The 778-nt window shown below is 68.5% G+C and carries 1 protein-coding gene; it reads right to left on the bottom strand.

Annotation, left to right across the window (positions count from 1 at the left end):
• Positions 1-778: dihydroorotase (locus A3730_RS31195; RefSeq protein ID WP_231883875.1), on the bottom strand; the 778-nt coding region annotated here is incomplete at both ends.

Raw genomic sequence — 778 nt, 5'->3', positions numbered from 1 at the left:
CGTCGATGGTGCCATCGGCCACGGCTTCCAGCAGGGCCTCACGATCGGCGGCGCTGCGCAGGGGCGGGATCACATGGCAATGGCTGTTGAAACCTTCCAGCGCCGACTCGTCCAGCAACAGGTGCTGGATGCTCACGTCCGCCGTCACCGGCAAGCCGCGCCGTTTGGCGGCGCGCAGCAGGCGCAGGGAATCGCGGCTGGAGATTTGCTGGAAGTGCGCCCGCACTCCGGTGGCTTCCACCAACAGCAGATCGCGGGACAGGTCCACGCTTTCTGCCACAGCGGGAATACCGGGCAACCCGAGGCGGGTCGCCACCGGCCCTTCATGGGCACAGCCCCCGGCGCTGAGCGCCGAATCCTGCGGGCGGAACATGACCGGCAGATCGAAGGTAGCGGCGTATTCCAGGCTGCGTTTGAGCACCAGCGCATTGGCCACCTTGCCGCCGGCATTGCCCACGGCAATACAACCGGCCCGCGCCAGAGTCGACATCTCCGCCAACTGCTCGCCCAGTAAGCCCTGGGTCATGGCGGCAATCGGCATGATACGGGCAAACCCGGCCTGGCCGGCCTGTTCGCGAATCAGGCGCACCACCGCCGTGGAATCCACCGGGCCACAGTCCGGCTGGGCCGCCAGATGGGTGATTCCCCCGGCCGCCGCGGCGCGGGTTTCACTGGCGATATCGCCGGCGCGGCCGCTACCGGGCAGCGACAGGTGCACACAGGCATCCACCAGCCCAGGCAGCACCCAATGGCCGTCGGCCTCCACGATATCGGCCCC

This window comes from Alcanivorax sp. HI0044 (assembly GCF_001634945.1).
Note: the sequence above shows the minus strand (reverse complement) of the source record. Positions and strands in the feature narration are given on the sequence as shown.